Genomic DNA, 18,207 nt, shown 5'->3' with positions numbered 1-18,207 from the left:
GGCTGGGGGAGGGGCCCGATGATCTGGCCCCCTTCGAGCCGGGCGCGTTCGTCGACGCGCTGCTCGGTTGAGCGCTCCGGCCTTGATCGTGACCGTCTTGTGACCTCGGCTCGGCCATAAGGTAATTTTTGCCTGTGATCCCCTCAGCGTTTGGCGCGGTCGCGCGCTGTCTCACCCCCCTCCTTGCCGTTGCGGCCCTGGCCGGCGCGGGCGTCGCCCAGGCCGACGGTGACAACCCGCTGGGCGGCATGCCCTTCTATGTCGACCCCATCTCCAAGGCGATGCATGCCTCCAACGCACAGCCGGACAGCGCCGAGCTGGCGCGGGTGGCCAACACCCCTCAGGCGTACTGGCTGGACCAGGCGTTCGGGGTGGGATCTGTCGGCTCCACGGTGGCCCGGCACACCGGCGCGGCCGCCGCGGCCGGTGCAATGCCGGTGCTGGTGCTCTACGCCATCCCGCACCGTGACTGCGGCAGCTACGCCGCGGGCGGATTCTCCTCCGGCTCGTCCTACCGGGCCTGGATCGACAGCGTCGCCGACGGGATCGGCGGCAACCCGGCCGCGATCGTCCTCGAGCCCGACGCGCTCGCAATGGCCGACTGCCTCTCCGGTGATGCACGTCAGGAGCGCTTCGACCTGATCAGCTACGCCGTCGACACGCTGGGCCGCAACCCGGCCACGGCCGTCTACGTCGATGCCGGGCACTCGCGATGGGTGAGCGCCGGAGAGATGGCCAACCGGCTCAACCAGGCCGGTGTGGGGCGTGCGCGCGGTTTCGCCCTGAACTCCACGAACTACTTCACCACCGAAGAGGAAATCGGCTACGGCGAAGAGATCTCGGGGATGACCGGCGGCGCGCACTACGTCATCGACACCTCCCGTAACGGTGCCGGCCCGGCCGAAGGCGATCCCTTCTACTGGTGCAACCCCAGTGGACGGGCGCTGGGCACGCCGCCGACCGCCAACACCGCCGGGCAGCACGCCGACGCCTACCTGTGGGTCAAGCGGGTCGGGGAGTCCGACGGCAGCTGCGGCTCCGGCGAACCCGCCGCGGGACATTTCGTCAGCGAGTACGCCATCAACCTGGCGCGCAACGCGGGCTGACCGGGCAGAACTAGCGTCCGGTCGCGAAGTAGTAGTACTTCGATGGCCTTCTCGACCCGGCTTCGCGAACAGCAGTCCCACGGCAACGACTTCGAATAGTCGGTCGAGGCCGGACTACAGTGGCGGCATCGGCTAGAGGGGAGTCTTCCCATGATCGAGCTGCTGCCGGACATGCCGCAGGGAGTGACCGGAATTCGTGTTTCGGGGCGCCTGCGCGGCGACGAACTGCGTGAGATCAAGCCCTCGCTGCACGACCTGCTGCGCGACGGCGGCGATGTCAGGATCGTGGAGGTCATCGACTCCGACTACGAGGGATTCGGGCCCGGCGGGCTGCTCGAGGACATCAAGCTCGGTCTCGGCGCCGTACTGCCGCATCACTCGGCGTTCAAACGCATCGCGATCGTCTCCGACAAGGAGTGGGTTGCCCACGTCCTGCATGCGCTGGAGTGGATGATCCCCGGCGAGCTCAAGGTGTTCGGTCTCGATGACGTCGAACGTGCCAAGGAATGGGCCGCCGGCTGAGCGGCGGGTGACCGTCGACGGCAACGCCCCGGTCGTATGGTCAAGCGGTGACGATCAGCTATGACGAGACGCTGCGCGAACGGATCCGGACGCATCTGGGCGGGCACGCCCGCCGGACCGTGACCGACCCGTCGAAGCGGAACGCGGCGGTCGCGGTGGTGATCGTGGACTCCGAAGTCGGCGAAGACCGGGCCGACCCCGCGCCGGTGGACGACTGGATCGCCGGTCGGCCCATGCCCGAGGCTGGTCTTGACGGTCGCATGGTCGACGTATCCGGGGGTGCTGCATTCCTCTTGTGTCGCAGAGCCTCTCGACTCACCTCGCATGCCGCGCAGTGGGCGCTGCCCGGTGGCCGCCTGGATCCCGGTGAAACCGCGGTCGACGCGGCACTGCGCGAGCTGGACGAGGAGGTCGGCATCAGGCTGCCCGACTCCGCCGTGCTGGGTCTGCTCGACGACTATCCGACCCGCTCGGGATACGTCATCAGCCCGGTGGTGATCTGGGGCGGGGGGCGGCTCGATCTCCGTCCCGCGCCGGCCGAGGTGGTGGCGGTCTACCGCGTAGGGCTACATCAGCTGCAGCGCGATGACTCGCCGCGATTCGTCAGCATTCCCCAGAGTCCCCGTCCGGTCGTGCAGATCCCGCTGGGCAATGACCTCATCCACGCGCCGACCGGGGCGGTGCTGTTACAACTGCGATGGTTGTGCCTGGAAGGCCGAGGCGACCGGGTCGACGAGTTGGAGCAACCGGTATTCGCCTGGAAATAGGTTCCGGCGCAGGCGCCGGGCCCTAGGCTGCGCTGCATGATCAAAGACCGTGCGGCAGTGGTCGCGGGCAGTATCCGGCTGGCGTCGGGTATCTCGTTTCTGGTCGATCCGCTGCGGGCGAACCGGCTGTGGGGAGAGCCGGATGATCCGGGGCCGTCCGCGCGCCTACTGCTTCGGTCGATGGGCTACCGCGATGCTCTGATCGGGGGGCTGTTGCTGTACGCGGCGGCGTGTGGCCGGGACACCCGCGGCTGGTTTCTGGCGTCCGGTGGTGCTGACGCGGCCGACCTGCTGGGCGGGATGAGCGTGCACGCCGACCTCAAGCGCGGCCAGCAGATCATCGGCCTCGGTGGAGCGATCGTCGGCATCGGCGTCGGGCTCTGGGGTGCCACGCGCCGACCCGCTACGGCACACCCCTAGATGGTGCCGGGCGTCCGCTTTGGTGCTGAGATTGCGCCCAGGGCTGTACATTCCGCGGTATCCGCGACCCTGGACGCAATCTCAACCTCGGGGACGAAAACTACTTCGGTGGCATCCGAATGCCGCCGTCCACGCGGACGACCTCGGCGTTCATGTAGGAGTTGGTGAGCAGTTCCACCACCATCGACGCCAACTCCTCGGGCTTGCCGAGCCGGTGCGGGAACAGTACGGACTCACCGAGCTTGGCCTTGAAGGCCTCCGAGGCCTCGCCCTCGCCGTAAATCGGGGTGTCGATGAGACCGGGGGCCACGGTGTTGACACGGATGCCCGCCGCTGACAGGTCCCGGGCGACCGGCAGGGTCAGGCCCACGACGCCGCCCTTCGACGACGAGTAAGCGGCCTGGCCGATCTGGCCGTCAAAAGCCGCAACACTGGTCATGTTGACGATTGCGCCCCGCTCGCCGGTGTCGGTGAACTCGTTGCGGCTCATCGCGGTGGCCGCGATCCGGATGCAGTCGAAGGTGCCGACCAGGTTGATGGCGAGAACCTTCTTGTAGGCGTCGAGGTTGTGCGCCGACTCGAACTCGCCGTCCTTGCCGATGGTGCGCTGAGCCCAGCCGATACCGGCCGAGTTCACCAGCGCCCGCAGGGGACCCAGGTCGGTCGCGGTGTTGACCGCGTCGATGATCTGCTCGGTGCTGGTCACGTCGACGGACACGAACACGCCGCCGATCTCGTGGGCCAGCGCCTCGCCCTTGTCCGCCTGCAGGTCGGCGACGACGACCCGTGCGCCCCTGTCGGCCAACTGGCGGGCAGTGGCCGCGCCGATTCCTGATGCGCCACCGGTGACGATCGCGCTTGCTCCATTAATATCCACGAATGACACCCTACTTGGACGGTGTTCCGCGCTACGATTCGGGAAGCCGAAAGGCCGATTTTTTATCATGCCCCAATAAGCACAGTTATGTCAATCTGGCTGGCTTTCTACCGAACTACTGACTAAAACTGTTGCGGGTGATCTAATTTCGGGTGGGGTTCCGCGTTCCGCGGTGCGTTGAAGGGCATTTCAAGGGGTTTCCATGGCTGGTGTCGTCGCGATGACCGGTCCGCAGGGGGGGCGTTCGCTCCGCCGTGGTCGCGTAGTTCTCGCTGTCGTAAGCGTTCTCGCCGTCTTCGCCGGCATGGCAGGGCTTGTCACGGCGTCGCCGTTGTCCGCCCGGTCGTCGGCCGCTGTGTCACAGGACGTAACGCTGACCGCGGGTGACATCGGGTTCGTCATGGGCGGCAGCGGGATTCCGCTGCCGTCGGATGGCTACGTCAACGCTGCCAACCTGCTGTACCTGCAGTCGCATGGCTTTACCGGAACCGCGGAATCGCTCTTCACCCCCCAGCTGTACTTTCCGGGCAACATCTCGATGGTCCAGGGCGCCCAGATCCTCGCTGAGGCAATCAACAAGGAGATCGCCACCGGGCAGGTGAACGCCGACAACCCGGTGTATGTGTTCGGCTACTCGCAGAGTTCGGCAATGTCGTCGATGACGATGGAACAGCTTCGCCAAGAGGGCGTAGCGCCCGAGGATGTTCATTTCGTGCTCGTGGGGAATTCCGCGAACCCGAACGGCGGTCTGCTCCAGCTGCTGAACTTCTGGGGCGGGGACCTTACCTTCTGGAACGGGATGACTCTTGGGCATCCGACCCCGGACTACTTCACCACCGATGTCTATACGATGGAATATGACGGTTACGCCGACTTTCCCCGTTACCCGCTGAACCTGATATCGTCACTCAATGCCGTCGTCGGCATGTTCTCTACACATATCGGCTATTTCGGAGTCGGTGCCGACGATATCGCCAACGCAATTCAGTTGGAGACCACCGGGGACAGTCTCACCAATTACTATGTGATCCCCGCTGATTCGCTGCCGTTGCTAGATCTGCTACGGGTGAATCCCGTCTGGGGGAACCCCCTGGCAGACCTGTTGGAACCGAGCTTGCGCATCCTGGTGAATTTGGGCTACGGCAGCTTAACCGAAGGCTGGAACCAGGGGCCGGCCAACGAGCTCACGTCGTTCAGTTTCGACCTGTTGCCGAGCAACATCAGCTGGGCCGAGGTCAACGCCGCTCTGAGTGGTGCCTGGTCGGAAGGTGTCCAGGCGGCATTTCGTGCCCTGCAGGACCCGGCGAATTACGTCTGGGGCTCGTTTATGGAGCAGGAACCGTTCTCGACGCTGTGGAACGCGGCCCAGCGCGTGTTTCTTGATATCCAGAACCCCACCCCGCTGTTCGGCGGCCTTTTCGGCGGTTCGGCGATGGCGACCGACGCCGGGGACCCGCCGGATTTCCTGAGCTCCCTCGGGTCTCTTTTTGACGGGAATCCTGATTTGTCCTGGATCGGCGATTTCTTCGGCCTCGACACGACTATCCCCGCCTAATTTCAGCTTCGGCCCGTTGGTTCGGGTTAGCCGTAGAAAGGTCAATCGCAATGAATCGTCGTCTACGCCGCAGTGCGGGTCGCAGCGCAACTGGTCGGATGAGTCGCGCGACAGGCGGTATCGCGGCGGCCTTGACGCTCGCCCTGGCGCCCATGGCGACACCTCCGTCGGCGCAGGCGGATTTCGACTTCTTCGACCCGGGAACCTGGTTCGACACGGCCGATGTCAACCCGGTCGGCGTCGATCTCGCAGACATCGGCATTGCCAGCTTCGACCCGGGGGGCGCCGACTTCGACCCGTTCGTACCCGCTGACTGGGCTCAGCTCTATCAGGACAGCTTCTATCTCCCGGTCCACGACGCCCTTGAGGGCTTCCTGCACAACGCCGGAAACCAGCTCCTGATCGACCTGATCAACACACCGTTCGTGCTCACGTTCGGCCGGTATCTGATCGGTGACGGCATTGACGGCTTCAACGGTGCCAACATTTCGTTGTTCGGGTGGCTCGGTCTGGGAAACCTTGGCGACGGCGGGTTCCTATTCGGTGACGGCGGCGACGGTGCGGCCGGCGTCGCCGGGGTCAACGGCGGCGTGGGCGGTGACGGCGGCGACGCCGGTTTGTTCGGCAACGGTGGTGCGGGCGGTCAGGGCGCCGCGGCCTACGTCGGTCCGGGCGGCGTGGTCATCGAGGCCGGTGCGGGTGGCCAAGGCGGTACCGGCGGAATGTGGTTCGGCGACGGTGGTGTCGGCGGACGTGGCGGTACCGGCTTCCATGACACCTTCGACGGCACGTCGTTGGTGACGCACGCCGGGGGTACCGGTGGGGCGGGGGGTGACGCCCTGGCCGGTTGGGGATTCGGCGGAACCGGTGGCCGCGGCGGCGCCGGCTGGGCCGGTGTCAACGGTCCCGATGTGACCGCTTTGAACGGCGGCGCCGGCGGTAACGGCGGCGTGGGCGGTAATGCCGGGTGGCTCTTGGGCTTCAGCGGTAACGGCGGCGCCGGTGGGGTCGGCGGAGTGGGGGCGGCCGGCGGCGTCGGCACCGCCAGCCAGCCCAACGGTGGTAACGGCGGTGACGGCGGTGACGGCGGCCGTGGTGGTGCTGCGGGCGCTGGCGTCGGCTGGCTCGGCGCGGTCGGCCAGGCCGGCGACGACGGTGACGGCGGCGCCGGTGGCGCGGGTGGCGCAGGTCTGACCAACCCGTTCGGCACCGGCGGTCACGGTGGCAACGGCGGCGCGGGAGGGGCCGGCGGGTTCGGTACGACCGGTGGGAACGGCGGTGCCGGGGGAGTCGGTGGTGCCGGCGGCAGCGGCCGGGTCGGCGCCAATGGCGGTGACGGTGGAAACGGCGGTGCCGCGGCCGATCAGACCGGTAGTTCTGGTGGCCGCGGCGGTAACGGTGGTGCTGGCGGCAACGGTTCGCTCGGTGCCGGCGGCGACGGCGGCGACGGCGGCAACGGGGGTTCCGCCGGAAGTACCCCCGGCGGACTGGGCAAGCCCGGCGAGCCCAACGTCGACGGCACCGGTGGCGCCGGAGGCGTCGGCGGTGCGCCCGGCGTACGTCCCTAACACGGCCGCATAACCCGTCAGCGAACCCGGGTCCCGCGCCGATTTCCGCGCGCGAGGGCCCAGTCGGGCCTTTTCCTGCCGTCTTCCCGGCTCACCGCTGTGAGCAGGTGGTCACACATCTGCAACGGAGCGGCGCTAGAGCCGAAACAACTGTTGCGCATGGTTATGACCAGCCGGGTTCATCTGGCAACCGGCCGCGGCAGAGGAGGTTTGGTGCATGGATCAATTCCCGACGATGGGCGTACCCGACACCGGTGACACTGCCTGGATGCTGATCAGCGCCGCCCTGGTGCTGTTGATGACGCCAGGTCTGGCGTTCTTCTACGGCGGCATGGTCCGGGTCAAGAGTGTCTTGAACATGATCATGATGAGCATCAGCGCCATGGGTGTGGTGACCGTGCTCTGGGTGCTCTACGGTTTCTCACTCGCGTTCGGCGATGATGTCGGCAACGTGGCGGGAAACCCCACTGACTATTGGGGATTGAAGGGCCTCATCGGGGTCAACGCGGTCGCGGCCGATCCGGCGAGTGGCACGCCTGCGATCGAGATTCCGCTGGTCGGCACGGTGCCGGCGACCGTTTTCGTGGGATTCCAGATGATGTTCGCGATCATCACGGTCGCGTTGATCTCCGGAGCGGTGGCCGACCGGATGAAGTTCGGCAGTTGGTTGTTGTTCTCGGCCCTGTGGGTAAGCGTCGTGTATTTCCCGGTCGCCCACTGGGTCTTCGCATTCGACGACGGCACCGCCCCGCACGGCGGTTGGATCGCCAACAAACTTCATGCGATCGACTTTGCGGGCGGCACCGCGGTCCACATCAACGCGGGCATGGCTGCCCTGGTGCTGGCACTCATACTCGGCAAACGCCAAGGATGGCCCGCCCTTCCGATGCGGCCGCACAATCTGCCGTTGGTGATGCTTGGCGCCGGCCTGTTGTGGTTCGGGTGGTACGGATTCAACGCCGGATCGGCGGTGAGCGCCAACGGTGTTGCCGGCTCGACCTTCATCACCACGACCGTCGCGACAGCCGCTGCGATGCTGGGATGGTTGCTCGCCGAACGGATCCGCGACGGTCACGCCACTTCGCTGGGGGCAGCGTCGGGAATCGTGGCCGGTCTGGTGGCGATCACGCCGGCGTGTGCGTCGGTAGATGTTGTCGGCGCGCTGGTTGTGGGTGGGGTTGCCGGTGTCGCCTGCGCATTGGCGGTGGGCCTGAAATACCGCTTCGGATTTGATGATTCGCTGGATGTTGTGGGAGTGCACCTGGTCGGCGGTCTCGTCGGAACCCTGCTGGTGGGCCTGGTCGCGGCGCCCACCACAGCTGCTATCGACGGTGCGTCAGATGTGTCTCCCGGCCTGTTCTACGGCGGCGGTTTCGATCAGCTGTGGCGCCAGCTCATCGGTGCGTCCAGCGTCGCGTTGTACTCGGCTGTCGGAACGGCGATCTTGGCCTTGATCCTCAAATACACCATCGGACTGCGGCTGGATGCCGAGGATGAGGCCTCGGGCATCGATGAGGCCGAGCACCTCCAAAGCGGCTACGACCTCGTGAGTACCCCCGGCAGTGCTGTTCTTGCTTACTCGGCTGAAGACAGGAGAGAACATGAAGTTGATCACCGCGATCGTGAAGCCGTTTACGTTGGAGGACATCAAGACTGGCTTGGAAGAGGCCGGAGTCTTGGGGATGACGGTCAGTGATGTCCAGGGATACGGAAGGCAGAAAGGCCACACCGAGGTCTATCGGGGTGCCGAGTACTCGATCGATTTCGTTCCCAAGGTGCGGATCGAGGTATTGGTCGATGACTTCACCGTGGACAAGATCGTCGAGATCATCGTGCGGGCGGCGCGTACCGGCAAGATCGGCGACGGCAAGGTCTGGGTCAGCGCGGTGGAGTCCGTGGTCCGGGTTCGGACGGGCGAACGCGGCGCCGACGCGGTATGAGTCTGTAGCGCGATCCGAGCCGATGTAGACGGTCATGAGCCGCACGGGGGCGAGTTGCCCGGCAGCTGACTTGGCGGCTGTTCGAGCCACATTGCGGTGTGCGACATCCGCGCAATGGGACTCGGTCGCGCTGCGCACGGTGTGGCGTGAGGTGCACGAGTCCTGGCTGGTTGCCAAGGCGACTGAGATCGGTGTTGTGCCCGGCAGTGGTTTTGCGCTAGTGGCAACCGGTTCGCTTGGCCGGCGTGAGTTGCTTCCGCACTCCGATCTGGACCTGCTGCTGGTGCACAATGACATGCCTGCCGATGTCGTGGGACGAATGGCGGAACTGCTCTGGTATCCGTTGTGGGACGCCAATGTTCGCCTCGATCACAGCGTTCGCACGATTCCGCAGGCGCTGCGGGTCGCCACCTCCGATATCCTCGCCGCACTGGCGATGCTGGACGCCCGCCATATCGCCGGCGATGAGCGGTTGTCGGCAGGGCTGATCGCCAGCGTCCGCCAGCAATGGCGCCACGGCATCAGCACCCGTTACGGCGAACTCATCGCCGTGACACACGCTCGCTGGCAGCGCAGTGGAGGCATAGCCGGCAGCGCCGAACCCGATCTGAAATGTGGCCGCGGCGGCTTACGCGATGTTCAACTGCTCGATGCGCTGACGGTGGCACATGCTTCCGGCCGCTCGACCAGGCCGCCGTATCAGCGCGGGGGTGCGTTGCGCGGTGCTCACCGCACGATGCTGGACGTCCGTACCGAACTTCACCGGGCCTGCGGGCGGGGCCAGGACCTGTTGTCGGGCCAGTACACCAATGAGGTCAGCGCCGCGCTGGACCTGAGCGACAGGTACGACCTGGCCGCCACGGTGCTTGATGCCGCGCACACGATCAACCGATGCGTCGATGCCGAATTCAACGCATTGGGTCATCGCGGGAAGTTGGCTGTGCGGGCGTAACGCCCCCGAGGAAGCCAATCTTTGGGCCAGCCCTGTCGCGTTTGGTCTAGCCCTTCTCGCGTGCTGAATTCTGATCTTGTCGAGGCGCCTATATCCCTGCCATTCGATCAAAATTTTCCCTTGGGTAAATTATAAGTCGAGTTATTGCCGGGAATACGGTCGCGGAATTCAGTGGCGATTATCGATGGTCACGCCAAGGGTCGGTTTCGTCCGCCGGCGGCGGACGGCGGGGGGCAAGCGGGCTGCAGAGACTCAGGCGCATGCCAGGAAGATTCAGATGTATGTCAGGAACGATAAGTACGTTGTGTGAAGGGGGTGAAACACGGACGAAACATAGGGATTGCGATGAGACGCTTCGGCAGGATGGCGGCCACGTTACTGGGTGCAGCAGGCGCAGCTTTGGTAGTCGGGTTTACCGGAGCCGGAGCAACCGGCATCGCGCAGGCGTCGCCTGCCTCTATTAGTGGTGTTGCCCCCCCTTCGGGTGTGACCGCGGCCTGCCCCCAGGCCTGCATCATCGGCCTCAACTGCGGCTGCATCCGCGGACGTACCTGCCCCGGTGACCGTCGGAAGCACGCGGTGCGCCCTCCTGAGGCGCGGCTCGACGGGGCTCCCGCCATCGCCGGCGATCAAGAGAGCGCACCCGGCCTCATACCAGCACCTGTTTTGGCATCACCGTAGGTTTGAAGCCGTAACGGGGGCCGCCCGACCCGAGGCCGCCACGTCCGCCGGCGCCCATCGGAGCCATTCCTGCCGGCACGGCGTGCATGCCTGCAGTCTCTTCCGCGGCAACCGTCCAGCCGGACCCCGTCGATGCGGCGAGCTGCGTGCCTGCCGTGGCCGACCAGCCGGCCGGCACTGACATCCCGCCCATCGTGGACGCCTGGCCCAGTCCTGCCAGCACCGGCGTTCCGGCCGCAGTCAGCGCCCCCACCGGTGGAGTCATGCCCGCCAAGACTCCCGAGCCCAGTCCCGCCGCAAGGCCGTCCATGCCCGAGACGTCGGATGCCAGGCTGGCCGGACCCGCGAGCGCGAGCGTGTGGCCCAGCGATACCGCCGTCGGTATGGCGGTGGCGACAAACCAGGCCGCTGTGTTCACACCGCCGTTAATGGCATTGGCGAACAGCGGTGTTCCGAGAAACAGGTCGACCGCGTTTGCGACGGGGCCGAGCGACCCATCGGCTGCCACGAGAGGCGACAGGAGCCCCTGCACTGCGCCCTGTAGCGAGGCAAGCGTTTGGGCCAGCTCCTGCTGGAGCCCACCGGTGGCACTGCCGGCCGTGGCGACCGCCGCCCCGATCGGATTGGTGGTCTGCGGCGCCGGAGTCATCGGGGTCAGCGCGGCAGCGCTGGACGACGCGGTGCTGTAGCCGAACATGGCCAAGGTGTCCTGGGCCCACATCTCCATGTAGTGCGCCTCGGTGGCCAATATCGCCGGGGTGTTCACTCCCAGGAAATTCGACGCGACCAGGGTCGCCAGCAGCGCCCGGTTGGCGGCGATGATCGCGGGAGACACCACGGCCGCGCGGGCGGCCTCGAATGCTCCTGCCGAGGCCATCGCCTGCGAACTGGCCTGGTAGGCGGCTGTCGAGGTGGCGTGTAGCCACGTGAGATAGGGAGTGACGGCGCTGGTCATTGCCGCTGACGCCGGCCCTGTCCACTCTTCGCCGGCCAGCTCGGAGATCACCAACTGCGCCGCCGCCGCCGATGCCTCCAGCTCCGCGGCCAGGCCGCCCCATGCCGAGGCGGCTGACATCAGCGGACCGGAACCGGCTCCGCTGTACATCCACGCGGACACGATCTCCGGGGGTAGTGCTCCAAAATCGAACGACATATCTGTATTCCCCTTCTCGTTGGTGGGGCGGGTTGCTAAACGGCCGTCGGCTTGGGCATGACAGTGCGCTTGACCCCATACCGCGGTGCGCCGAATCTCCCGACGCCGCGATCGCCGGCACCGGCTGCGGCCATGGCTGCCGGCACGGCGGCCATGGTGGGCACGGAATGCGGGGTGGCCATGCTGGTAGTCGCCGCCGCAAATCGGGCGGGGGCAGCGGCCGCCACCGGCTCGGTGCCCCAGCTGGGCGGTGCAGACAATGAGCCGACCGTGGTGGCCTGGGCCATCCCGGCCGCCACCGGCATCGCGCCGACGCCGGCCATGGTCGCAGGTGCCTCGTAGCCCATAAGGCCGGCGGCTCCCTCGGCGGCGATCTCTTCGGGGAAGTCGAGAAGACCACCACCGGCCAGACCAAGCACGGCCGAGCCGGCCGAAGCCCAGTTGCCCAACCCGACGTTGCCGATGTTGGCCAGGTTGCTGGACAGCACCGAAGAACTGCCGCTCGACGGCACACCCAGGATGTTGGTCAAGAACCACTGGAGCCCCGAGTCCATCGAGGACGTCGCCTGATTGGTCGCCTCGGCGGTGCCGTAGGCCGCAGCGTTCTGTCCCAGGACCTGCACCAACTGCTGGTGAACGGCTGCCGCCTGTTCGCTGATCGACTGATAGAGGTTCCCGTAGGTCGCGAAGAGCGCGGCCTGCAGCGCAGAGACCGGGTCGGTGCCAGCGGGCGCGATGACGGTGGTCGGGATGGCCGCCGCGCCGCTTTCGGCTGATAACACTTCTCCGATACCTGCGAGTTGGCCCGCCGCATGCGTCATTGCTTCAGGGAGTGTTTTCACAAATGACATGCATCCTCCTCGCAGAAAGTCGGGCCATAATGGGATGGTCCGACGGGCCGGTCTTCGATGTCCTGAAGCATTGCAGGAATCGGAGAGTCTAAGTAGATCGGTAACTTTTTCTTAGCGGCCGAGTGCGAATCCTTAACGGAAATAGCCGGGTTGTGAAAGCTCTGAAACGGCCGTTTAACGGATGAGAATTGCGGCATTAACTGTGCAATTTATCTAACGCTGCGGTTACAATTCTCGCGCCGCGGTTACCGCTCGCGGCGGCGGCCAGCCGCCCGCTTGGATCACCCGATGTCACGTTGGCCCGCCCGCGCCCGTCGTGAGCAGATATAGGCTGGCGGCGTGTTTGAATCCCTCTCCGACCGGTTGACCGGGGCCCTGCAGGGGCTGCGTAGCAAGGGCCGTCTCACGGACGCCGATATCGACGCCACTGCCCGCGAGATCCGGCTGGCCCTGCTGGAGGCCGATGTCTCGTTGCCGGTGGTGCGCGCGTTCATCGGCCGGGTCAAGGACCGTGCCAAGGGCGCCGAGGTCTCTGGTGCGCTCAACCCGGCTCAGCAGGTCGTCAAGATCGTCAATGAGGAGCTCATCGGCATCCTCGGCGGACAGACCCGGCAGCTGGTGTTCGCCAAGACCCCGCCCACGGTGGTCATGCTGGCCGGTCTGCAGGGCGCGGGAAAGACCACGCTCGCCGGCAAGCTGGCCACCTGGCTGCGCGGCCAGGGCCACACCCCGCTGCTGGTGGCCTGCGACCTGCAACGCCCGGGAGCGGTCAACCAGTTGCAGGTCGTCGGGGAGCGCGCCGGAGTCACGGTGTTCGCCCCGCACCCCGGGACTTCGGTCGCCGGCGATACCGGCACCCCCGGCGACCCGGTCGCCGTGGCCGCAGCCGGCCTGGCCGAAGCCAAGGCCAAGCACTTCGACGTCGTCGTCGTCGACACCGCCGGGCGCCTGGGCATCGATGAGGAGATGATGGCCCAGGCCGCGGCCATCCGCGATGCGGTGCAGCCCGACGAGGTGTTGTTCGTCCTAGACGCCATGATCGGCCAGGACGCCGTCACCACCGCCGATGCATTCCGCGAGGGCGTGGGCTTCACCGGGGTGGTACTCACCAAGCTCGACGGAGACGCCCGAGGTGGTGCCGCACTGTCGGTCCGGGAAGTCACCGGCGCGCCCATCCTGTTCGCCTCCACCGGCGAGAAGCTGGAAGACTTCGACGTCTTCCACCCCGACCGGATGGCCAGCCGCATCCTGGGCATGGGCGACGTGCTCAGCTTGATCGAGCAGGCCGAACAGGTCTTCGACGCCCGCAAGGCCGAAGAGGCAGCAGCCAAGATCGGTTCCGGCGAGCTCACGCTGGAAGACTTCCTCGAGCAGATGCTGGCGATCCGCAAGATGGGCCCGATCGGCAACCTGCTGGGCATGCTGCCCGGAGCCGGCCAGATGAAGGACGCGCTGGCCGCCGTCGACGACAGCCAGCTGGACCGTCTGCAGGCCATCATCCGCGGCATGACACCGGCCGAGCGGGCTGACCCGAAGATCATCAACGCCTCCCGGCGGCTGCGGATCGCCAACGGCTCGGGCGTCAGCGTCTCGGAGGTCAACCAGCTCGTCGACCGGTTCTTTGAGGCCCGCAAAATGATGTCGTCGATGATGGGCGGGATGGGCCTGCCCGGGCTGGGCCGCAAGAGCTCCAACCGCAAAGCCAAGGGTAAGGCCGGCAAGAAGGGCAAGGGCCGCGGCCCGACCCCACCGAAGTCGAGGGGGCTGTTCGGCCCCGGCATGCCCGCCGGTTTCCCCGACCTGTCGCAGATGCCCGAAGGCCTCAACGAGCTGCCTCCCGGGCTGGCCGACTTCGACCTGTCCAAGCTGAACTTCCCGGGCCAGAAGTAATTTGGCGCTCCACGTTTCCGGTCGCGGGCTGCCCGACGAACAGCTTGTCGAATACTGGATCGTCGACGGCGAGATCAGCCTCGAGCCGGTCGATGGCGCCGACACCGTCTTCTCCGACGGCTGGATCATCCCGGGCCTGGTCGACGCGCACTGTCACGTCGGGATCGGGCCCGGTGGTCCGGTGGACGTCGACGAGGCGGTGCGCCAAGCGGAGACCGAACGCCGCGCCGGGGTCCTGCTGATCCGTGACGCGGGCTCACCGGTCGACACCCGCGCATTCGACGACCGTGCCGACCTGCCGCGCATCATCCGCGCCGGGCAGCACCTCGCCCGGACCAAGCGCTATATTCCCGGGCTGCCGATCAACGTCGATGACGAGGATCGGCTTCCGGAAGCCGTTGCTGCCCAAGCGGTTCGGGGCGACGGCTGGGTGAAGCTGGTAGGGGACTGGATCGACCGGGGTGTGGGTGATCTTGCGCCGCTGTGGTCCGACGACGTGTTGAAGTCGGCCATCGATGCCGCGCACGCCAACGGCGCCCGGGTCACCGCGCACGTCTTCGGCGAGGAGGCGCTGCCCGGCCTGATCAACGCCGGCATCGACTGCATCGAGCACGGCACCGGCATCACCGACGACATCATCGCGATGATGCTGGCCAACGGCACCGCCCTGGTGCCGACGCTGATCAATATCGACAACTTCCCCGGGATCGCCGACTCGGCGGCCAAGTACCCGACCTACGCCGCACACATGCGCGCGCTGCACGCCACCTGCCGATCACGGATCGGTGCGGCCCGCGAAGCCGGGGTGCCGATCTACGCCGGTACCGACGCGGGCGGCATGGTGGCCCACGGCCGGATCGCCGATGAGGTGGACGCGCTGTCCCAGGTGGGCCTCAGTCGCACTGAGGCACTGGGCGCGGCCTGCTGGGATGCCCGGCGCTGGCTGGGGGCACCGGTGCTGGAGCATGGCGCTTCGGCCGACCTGGTGTGTTTCGCCGACGACCCGCGCAGCGGCCCCGAGGTGCTCGGGCGTCCCGACCTGGTGATGCTGCGCGGCCGGGTGTATTGACTCCGCTGAGCGTGCAGAGTTATTCGGCCCGAACTGGGGGTGCCGGACAACCCTGCCCAGTCGCGGGTCTAGAGCGAGCCGACACTCGACATCGGAGACTGTGCGAAACCCCAGTCCAGTAGGGCCGCCGCCTGGTCCCAATAGGTCGGCCCGCCCTCATGGATCAGCCCGTACATCATCGCGACCACCAGCCGCCGGCCGTCGCGGGACGCTCCGCCGACATAGGTCTTGCGGGCAGCATCGGTGAAGCCGGTCTTGCCGCCGAACGCCCCCGGATACCGGGCCAGCAGCTCGTTCATATTCACGATCGGACGCTCCCCGGAATCGGTCGGGAACGTCGCGGCGGGCTGCGCGGTGATCTCGGCGAACACCGGGTTGGCCATCGCCGCCCGGAAGATGGCCGCCAGGTCGTGCGGGGTGCTGGCGCCCGGACCGCCGGGGCCGTCCAGCCCGGACGGGGTACTGGCGTGGGTGGCGGTCGCGCCGACCGCAGCGGCCTTGGCGTTCATCTTCGCCACCGCCAACTCGGGCCCGCCGAGCATGTCCGCCAGCGCGTTGGCGGCGTCGTTGCCCGAAACCAGCAGCAGGCCTTCCAGCAGCTGCCGCGCGGTGTAACTGTGGTCGGCCTTGACCCCGACACAATTGCACTCCACGTGGGTGTCGGCCGGGGTGGCGACCATGGTGTCCTCGAGGTTCAGTTCGTCGAGCACCACCAATGCCAGCAGGACCTTGATCGTGCTGGCCGGGGGAGTCGCGGCGTAGCCGTTCTGCTCGGCGAGCACCTGCCCGGAATCCAGGTCAGCGATGAGCCAGTTCGGGGCGGGGCCGACCGGCACCGGCGCCGAGCCGAGCGGCTGCGCAGCATCGGCGTGGGCCGCCACGGCGGGAGAGGCGAACACTGTTGCGAGAGCCGCGATTGCGGCCAAGATTTTCCGCATGGCGGCCTACCTTACCGCTGTGGTGTTCAATCGAGGAATGCTGAGCCAACAAGAAATTTCGGACCGCTGGGAGATCCAGCAGCTGCTGGTCGACTACTCGACCGCGATCGACACCCGAAACTTCGACGGTCTGGACGCGGTGTTCACCCCCGATGCCTACATCGACTACCGCGCCTTGGGCGGCATCGATGGGCGCTTCCCGGAGGTGAAGGCGTGGCTGGCCGAGGTGCTGCCCAATTTCGCCACCTACTCTCACATGCTGGGGCTACCGGCGATCCGCGTCGACGGCGACGGCGCCACCGCGCGCACCTTCTGCTTCAATCCCATGGTGTTCAGCGGGGAGAATGACCCGATGATGCTGGTGGGGCTGTGGTACGAGGACGAGTTCGTCCGCACCGCCGACGGTTGGCGGATGAGCCGGCGCTCCGAGACCAAGTGCTTCCAGAAGATGCCCTGAGGCGATTTCTGCTGACCGGCCTGCTTCTGGCACAATGGGCGGCTGTCCGCCGTGTGACGCGACCCTGTTGGGGCTCCGCGCGGGGTGACACAACCACGCGAGGCAAAACCGGATGTGGGCAATCCCGCCCACATCGCTGAATTGCAGCGTGATATCGCAGGAGTATTCATGGCTGTCAAGATCAAGCTCACCCGCCTCGGTAAGATCCGCAATCCGCAGTACCGCATCGCGATTGCCGACGCGCGCTCCCGCCGGGACGGCCGCGCCATCGAGGTCATCGGTCGCTACCACCCGAAGGAAGAGCCGAGCCTGATCGAGATCGACTCGGAGCGCGCCCAGTACTGGCTGTCGGTCGGTGCCCAGCCCACCGAGCCGGTGCTCAAGCTGCTGAAGATCACCGGTGACTGGCAGAAGTTCAAGGGCCTGCCCGGCGCCGAGGGCCGCCTGAAGGTCAAGCCGGCCAAGCCGAGCAAGCTGGAGCTGTTCAACGCTGCGCTGGCCGAGGCCGAGGGTGGCCCGACCACCGAGGCCACCACCGCCAAGAAGAAGAAGGCGCCGGCCAAGAAGACTGAGAAGGCGGCTGACAAGGCTGACGAGAAGGCTGAGGCTTCCGCCGAGGCCGCCGAGGCTCCCGCTGCTGAGGCCGCCGAGTCGGCCAGCGAGAGCTGACCGCGGCCATGAGTGCCGTAGTGGCAGACGCCGTCGAGCACCTGGTGCGCGGCATCGTCGACAACCCCGATGACGTACGAGTCGACATGGTGACCAACCGCCGCGGCCGCACCGTCGAGGTGCACGTGCACCCCGACGACCTGGGCAAGGTAATCGGTCGCGGCGGTCGCACCGCCACTGCGTTGCGCACCCTCGTCGCCGGTATCGGTGGACGCGGCATCCGCGTGGACGTGGTGGACACCGACCGGTAGTCGGCCGGCTCATGGAGCTGACGGTCGGGCGGGTGGTCAAAGCCCACGGCATCGGCGGCGAAATCGTCGTCGATGTCCGAACCGACGATCCGGAGCTCAGGTTCGCGCCGGGTGCGACGTTGCACGCCCGTAAATCCGGTGCGCCGCAACGCGACTACGTGGTCGAGGCGGCTCGCCCTCATGGCGCACGTCTGTTGGTGCGGTTGGCCGGGATCGGCGACCGCGACGGTGCCGACGCGTTGCGCGGCAGCATTTTCGTCGTCGACTCCGCCGACCTTCCGCCGATCACCGAGCCGGACACCTACTACGACCATCAGCTCGAGGGTCTGCAGGTGCGCACCGTGGCGGGGGAGGAGATCGGCTCCGTGACCGAGGTGCTGCACACGGCTGCCGGCGAGCTGCTGGCGATCAAGCGGACTGACGGCCGGGAACTGTTGGTGCCGTTCATCGCCGCGTTCGTGCCGTCGGTGTCGCTGGCCGACAACACTGTGGTGATCGAACCGCCCGACGGGCTGCTGGAGCTGGACGGGTAAAGCGCGGC

General features: G+C 66.8%; 19 protein-coding genes. 15 read left to right on the top strand and 4 right to left on the bottom strand.

Features of this window, described 5'->3' with window-relative positions; genetic code table 11:
* Positions 1-134: 134 nt before the first annotated feature.
* From EJK91_RS07920 to EJK91_RS07905, 4 genes are all read left to right on the top strand, one after another.
* Positions 135-1,106 carry a glycoside hydrolase family 6 protein gene (locus EJK91_RS07920; protein WP_024443244.1) on the top strand — a complete coding sequence of 324 codons (972 nt, stop codon included), beginning with the start codon at positions 135-137 and terminating at the stop codon, positions 1,104-1,106.
* A gap of 150 nt (positions 1,107-1,256) precedes the next feature.
* Positions 1,257-1,628, top strand: a complete 372-nt coding sequence (locus tag EJK91_RS07915) for an STAS/SEC14 domain-containing protein (protein ID WP_024443243.1) — start codon at positions 1,257-1,259, stop codon at positions 1,626-1,628.
* 47 nt (positions 1,629-1,675) lie between these two features.
* On the top strand, positions 1,676-2,395 hold the full coding sequence (locus EJK91_RS07910; RefSeq protein WP_024443242.1) for an NUDIX hydrolase: 720 nt from the start codon (positions 1,676-1,678) through the stop codon (positions 2,393-2,395).
* Positions 2,396-2,431: 36 nt separating this feature from the next.
* Positions 2,432-2,815 (top strand): DUF4267 domain-containing protein, encoded by a 384-nt coding sequence (locus EJK91_RS07905; RefSeq protein ID WP_024443241.1) that lies wholly within the window; start codon positions 2,432-2,434, stop codon positions 2,813-2,815.
* Positions 2,816-2,915: 100 nt separating this feature from the next.
* Here EJK91_RS07905 and EJK91_RS07900 read toward each other — a convergent pair whose 3' ends face one another.
* A complete protein-coding gene (locus EJK91_RS07900) occupies positions 2,916-3,692 on the bottom strand; it encodes an SDR family NAD(P)-dependent oxidoreductase (RefSeq protein WP_024443240.1) in 777 nt (258 codons plus the stop codon).
* 202 nt (positions 3,693-3,894) lie between these two features.
* Here EJK91_RS07900 and EJK91_RS07895 point away from each other — a divergent pair, with 202 nt between their 5' ends.
* The 5 genes from EJK91_RS07895 to EJK91_RS07880 all read left to right on the top strand — a co-directional run bounded on the left by EJK91_RS07895 (position 3,895) and on the right by EJK91_RS07880 (position 9,707).
* Positions 3,895-5,247 carry a PE-PPE domain-containing protein gene (locus EJK91_RS07895; protein WP_231384334.1) on the top strand — a complete coding sequence of 451 codons (1,353 nt, stop codon included), beginning with the start codon at positions 3,895-3,897 and terminating at the stop codon, positions 5,245-5,247.
* A gap of 98 nt (positions 5,248-5,345) precedes the next feature.
* A complete protein-coding gene (locus tag EJK91_RS21715; RefSeq protein ID WP_024443238.1) occupies positions 5,346-6,815 on the top strand; it encodes a hypothetical protein in 1,470 nt (489 codons plus the stop codon).
* A gap of 217 nt (positions 6,816-7,032) precedes the next feature.
* Positions 7,033-8,511, top strand: coding sequence for an ammonium transporter (locus EJK91_RS07890; protein WP_024443237.1), 1,479 nt, complete (start codon positions 7,033-7,035; stop codon positions 8,509-8,511).
* Positions 8,417-8,755, top strand: a complete 339-nt coding sequence (locus EJK91_RS07885; RefSeq protein ID WP_024443236.1) for a P-II family nitrogen regulator — start codon at positions 8,417-8,419, stop codon at positions 8,753-8,755. Before EJK91_RS07890 ends, EJK91_RS07885 begins: the two co-directional genes overlap by 95 nt.
* 70 nt (positions 8,756-8,825) lie before the next feature.
* On the top strand, positions 8,826-9,707 hold the full coding sequence (locus tag EJK91_RS07880; RefSeq protein ID WP_444850803.1) for a DUF294 nucleotidyltransferase-like domain-containing protein: 882 nt from the start codon (positions 8,826-8,828) through the stop codon (positions 9,705-9,707).
* A gap of 649 nt (positions 9,708-10,356) precedes the next feature.
* Here EJK91_RS07880 and EJK91_RS07875 read toward each other — a convergent pair.
* Positions 10,357-11,541 carry a PPE family protein gene (locus tag EJK91_RS07875; protein ID WP_125078624.1) on the bottom strand — a complete coding sequence of 395 codons (1,185 nt, stop codon included), beginning with the start codon at positions 11,539-11,541 and terminating at the stop codon, positions 10,357-10,359.
* A 35-nt stretch (positions 11,542-11,576) separates the two neighbouring features.
* Complete coding sequence (locus EJK91_RS07870) at positions 11,577-12,392, bottom strand: PPE family protein, SVP subgroup (protein WP_125078623.1); 816 nt, start codon at positions 12,390-12,392, stop codon at positions 11,577-11,579.
* Between the two features lie 339 nt (positions 12,393-12,731).
* Between EJK91_RS07870 and ffh the strand changes: the two genes are divergently transcribed.
* A complete protein-coding gene (ffh, locus tag EJK91_RS07865; RefSeq protein ID WP_125078622.1) occupies positions 12,732-14,282 on the top strand; it encodes a signal recognition particle protein in 1,551 nt (516 codons plus the stop codon).
* Position 14,283: 1 nt separating this feature from the next.
* Positions 14,284-15,351, top strand: coding sequence for an amidohydrolase family protein (locus EJK91_RS07860; RefSeq protein WP_125078621.1), 1,068 nt, complete (start codon positions 14,284-14,286; stop codon positions 15,349-15,351).
* A 68-nt stretch (positions 15,352-15,419) separates the two neighbouring features.
* Here the strand turns inward: EJK91_RS07860 and EJK91_RS07855 are convergent, their stop codons facing one another.
* Positions 15,420-16,289 (bottom strand): D-alanyl-D-alanine carboxypeptidase family protein, encoded by an 870-nt coding sequence (locus EJK91_RS07855; protein WP_024443231.1) that lies wholly within the window; start codon positions 16,287-16,289, stop codon positions 15,420-15,422.
* Positions 16,290-16,326: 37 nt separating this feature from the next.
* On the opposite strand from EJK91_RS07855, the gene EJK91_RS07850 reads away from it, so the two are divergent.
* The 4 genes from EJK91_RS07850 (at position 16,327) to rimM (ending at position 18,199) form a co-directional block, all read left to right on the top strand.
* The gene (locus tag EJK91_RS07850; RefSeq protein WP_125078631.1) at positions 16,327-16,746 is read left to right on the top strand and encodes a nuclear transport factor 2 family protein; all 420 of its coding nucleotides are present in this window, start codon (positions 16,327-16,329) and stop codon (positions 16,744-16,746) included.
* Between the two features lie 168 nt (positions 16,747-16,914).
* The gene (rpsP, locus tag EJK91_RS07845; protein WP_024443229.1) at positions 16,915-17,415 is read left to right on the top strand and encodes a 30S ribosomal protein S16; all 501 of its coding nucleotides are present in this window, start codon (positions 16,915-16,917) and stop codon (positions 17,413-17,415) included.
* Between the two features lie 8 nt (positions 17,416-17,423).
* The gene (locus EJK91_RS07840) at positions 17,424-17,666 is read left to right on the top strand and encodes an RNA-binding protein (RefSeq protein ID WP_019736217.1); all 243 of its coding nucleotides are present in this window, start codon (positions 17,424-17,426) and stop codon (positions 17,664-17,666) included.
* Positions 17,667-17,677: 11 nt separating this feature from the next.
* Entirely contained in the window at positions 17,678-18,199 is a 522-nt protein-coding gene (gene rimM, locus EJK91_RS07835) for a ribosome maturation factor RimM (RefSeq protein ID WP_024443228.1), read from the top strand.
* The last annotated feature ends 8 nt before the right edge of the window (positions 18,200-18,207 follow it).

The sequence above is a fragment of the Mycobacterium sp. P7213 genome (assembly GCF_900604305.1).
Taxonomy (GTDB): Bacteria; Actinomycetota; Actinomycetes; order Mycobacteriales; family Mycobacteriaceae; genus Mycobacterium.
The sequence above is the reverse complement of the archived record's forward strand: the minus strand, read 5'-3'. Positions and strand labels throughout refer to the sequence as shown.

Coding starts and splice junctions, on each gene's coding strand:
- EJK91_RS07915 (WP_024443243.1), top strand. CDS start 1,257: ATGATCGAGCTGCTGCCGGACATGCCGCAGGGAGTGACCGGAATTCGT.
- EJK91_RS07905 (WP_024443241.1), top strand. CDS start 2,432: ATGATCAAAGACCGTGCGGCAGTGGTCGCGGGCAGTATCCGGCTGGCG.
- EJK91_RS07895 (WP_231384334.1), top strand. CDS start 3,895: ATGGCTGGTGTCGTCGCGATGACCGGTCCGCAGGGGGGGCGTTCGCTC.
- EJK91_RS21715 (WP_024443238.1), top strand. CDS start 5,346: ATGAGTCGCGCGACAGGCGGTATCGCGGCGGCCTTGACGCTCGCCCTG.
- EJK91_RS07890 (WP_024443237.1), top strand. CDS start 7,033: ATGGATCAATTCCCGACGATGGGCGTACCCGACACCGGTGACACTGCC.
- EJK91_RS07885 (WP_024443236.1), top strand. CDS start 8,417: ATGAAGTTGATCACCGCGATCGTGAAGCCGTTTACGTTGGAGGACATC.
- EJK91_RS07875 (WP_125078624.1), bottom strand. CDS start 11,541: ATGTCGTTCGATTTTGGAGCACTACCCCCGGAGATCGTGTCCGCGTGG.
- EJK91_RS07870 (WP_125078623.1), bottom strand. CDS start 12,392: ATGTCATTTGTGAAAACACTCCCTGAAGCAATGACGCATGCGGCGGGC.
- EJK91_RS07855 (WP_024443231.1), bottom strand. CDS start 16,289: ATGCGGAAAATCTTGGCCGCAATCGCGGCTCTCGCAACAGTGTTCGCC.
- EJK91_RS07850 (WP_125078631.1), top strand. CDS start 16,327: ATGCTGAGCCAACAAGAAATTTCGGACCGCTGGGAGATCCAGCAGCTG.
- rpsP (WP_024443229.1), top strand. CDS start 16,915: ATGGCTGTCAAGATCAAGCTCACCCGCCTCGGTAAGATCCGCAATCCG.
- EJK91_RS07840 (WP_019736217.1), top strand. CDS start 17,424: ATGAGTGCCGTAGTGGCAGACGCCGTCGAGCACCTGGTGCGCGGCATC.
- rimM (WP_024443228.1), top strand. CDS start 17,678: ATGGAGCTGACGGTCGGGCGGGTGGTCAAAGCCCACGGCATCGGCGGC.